This window comes from Bartonella sp. AU18XJBT (assembly GCF_028618595.1).
GTDB lineage: Bacteria > Pseudomonadota > Alphaproteobacteria > Rhizobiales > Rhizobiaceae > Bartonella.
Genome location: NZ_JAQITE010000099.1, coordinates 1 through 2,418, shown reverse-complemented (window position 1 = coordinate 2,418; position 2,418 = coordinate 1). Strand labels below are relative to the sequence as shown.

General features: G+C 40.2%; 4 protein-coding genes. All 4 read left to right on the top strand.

From position 1 onward, the window contains the following. On the top strand, positions 1-378 hold a 378-nt coding region (locus PVV60_RS10090; protein WP_273724617.1), incomplete at its 5' end, for a major capsid protein. A 1-nt stretch (position 379) separates the two neighbouring features. Further along, positions 380-733 (top strand): hypothetical protein, encoded by a 354-nt coding sequence (locus tag PVV60_RS10085; RefSeq protein ID WP_273724626.1) that lies wholly within the window; start codon positions 380-382, stop codon positions 731-733. 314 nt (positions 734-1,047) lie between these two features. Beyond that, complete coding sequence (locus PVV60_RS10080; RefSeq protein ID WP_404977311.1) at positions 1,048-1,632, top strand: Rha family transcriptional regulator; 585 nt, start codon at positions 1,048-1,050, stop codon at positions 1,630-1,632. A 251-nt stretch (positions 1,633-1,883) separates the two neighbouring features. Further along, positions 1,884-2,418, top strand: a 535-nt coding sequence (locus PVV60_RS10075; RefSeq protein WP_273724625.1) for an antA/AntB antirepressor family protein, incomplete at its 3' end; no start/stop codon positions are given.

The window sequence follows — 2,418 nt, the reverse complement described above, 5'->3', positions numbered from 1 at the left end:
AGCGCCGGAGGTGTTGCAACACCAAGCGCAATTGGCGCGGGAAGCTTTGGCAGTTTTGACTTTGCAGGTGTCACTTTCATTAATTACCGGAGTATTCACAACTATAATGTGAGTGCGAAGGCTGGAACAAAGCGTGCCATAGGCATTAAGCCGGATGAATGTCAATTCTTTCCTGTTGATGCGCCTGGTGTATTCCAAAAAACCTTTTCCCCTGGTGAAAGCTTGGATTTTGCTAACACCGTTGGAAAGCCTCTCTACACCATGCTGATCGTCGACCACGACCGTAATGCATGGGTAAAACCGGAGGTCTACAGCTATCCGCTTTACATCTGTACACGCCCAGAAATGCTGTTTAAAGCCGTGATTGGAGCGAAATAACATGCGTTGGCACGGGCTGCTCAACAAAATGGTTAAAGATGTACGCAACACCTTTGGGCAGCCCATCATCTACACGCGAAAGGACAACCAGCAATCTTTTCGTATCACAGCGATTTACACCATTAAACATTCAGAATCGGACGCCGGAGGTAGAATCCCTACCACAATTGCAAGAAAGGAACTTGATCTTTGTATCAATGATATCGGGGGAATACCACCAAAACCTCAAGATAGTATTGTGATCATCTCACCTGAAAACAATAAATCCCCCTCTTCTCAAGAGCACTTCGTGGTCACAGATGTCCAAGCCTCTGAATCTGGAATGTATAAACTTATTTTGCGGGAGATAAAGTAAAGATACGCTTATTTATTTTTAAAATGTAAAGTCACCTATTGACAATATGGCAACAATGTGTCTATTGTTGGACTAGGTGCCTCAAAAACACCTTAAACCATAAGCGGATTGGTTACCGAAATAATCAGTCTTCTATACATTAAAGACTTTGACTCATTATATGCTACATGCGTATAATAATATTGTCGGGTGTGGTTACGCTATACAATACCCTTGCGGGGAAAGTGTAACGACGGACTTATGGCCGTGTTTTTGAGCACCCGGCACTCTTCTTAGAGTGTCAATCAAAAACATCTAACCATAAGGAGTTCATTATGAATACTCTTATAGAAATTAGAGAAAGCACTGCTAATAGTGTTAGCATTCAGACTATGTCTAGTCGTGAGATTGCTGAATTGTGCGGTAAACAACACACGCATATTATGCGTGATATTCGAAAAATGTTAGGAGAATTATACTCTGAAAGTACTGAATCCAAATTTGGATTGAGTGAATTTACAGGGTTATACAAAGATTCAACAGGTCGCACTCTCCCTTGTTATAACCTTCCTAAGCGTGAATGTTTAATTCTTGTTTCTGGTTACAGCACCGCCTTACGAGCAAAGATAATTGACCGTTGGCAAGAGTTGGAAAGGCAGGTAGCAACACCACAAGTTGACTATTCCAAACCCGAAGCATTGCTTGGTGTTTTGAATCACCTACAAAATCAAATCGAGCATAAAGATCATGTTATTGCTGAATTAGCACCAAAAGCAGAAGCTTTGGAAGGTTTAAAACGCTCTGATGGTTTGTTTGGTCTTATTGAAGCAGCAAAGATGTTAGAGGTGCGACCAAAGGACTTAACCGATTATTTTTATAAAAATATTACATTGCCACTTGACAATGTAGCGACAATATGAATAATCGAATCAGGTGCCTAAGAAACACCTTAAATCGATAGCGGATAGATTGCCGACACAATCTCTTCTCCGCACATTAAAGACTTTGACTCATTATATGCTACGTGCGTATAATAGCTTTGTCGGGTGTAGTTACGCTATACAATACTCTTTATGGGGAAAGCGTAACGACGGACTATCGACCGTGTTTCTTAGCGCCCGGCATTCTTCTGGAATGTCAATAAGAAACCTCTAATCGATAGGAGTTCACTATGAACACTCTTATAGAAATTAAAGAACGGGTTATTGATCAGGAAACTGTTCAAACTGTTAACGCACGTGATTTACATACGTTTTTAGAAATAAAAGCTCGCTTTAATGATTGGATTAAAAATCGCATTAAAGAATGTAAGTTTCTCGAAAATATAAACTTTATAACGCTTACTAAAAATTTAGTAAGCGGTGGAAAGGTAAAAGAATACCACATTACATTAGACATGGCTAAACACCTTTCCATGATAGAGCGTAATGACAAAGGGCATGAAGCGCGTTTATACTTTATCAAATGTGAACGGCTTTTGAAACAAGTAGCTATACCGCAAGTTGACTACTCCAAACCCGAGGCATTACTTGGTGTTTTGAATCACTTACAAAGACAAATCGAGAAGAAGGATAACACCATTGCAGAATTAGCACCAAAAGCAGAAGCTTTGGAAGGCTTAAAGCGTTCTGATGGTTTGTTCGGTCTCATTGAAGCAGCAAAGATGTTAGAGGTACGACCTAAGGATTTAACGGATTACTTGCGTA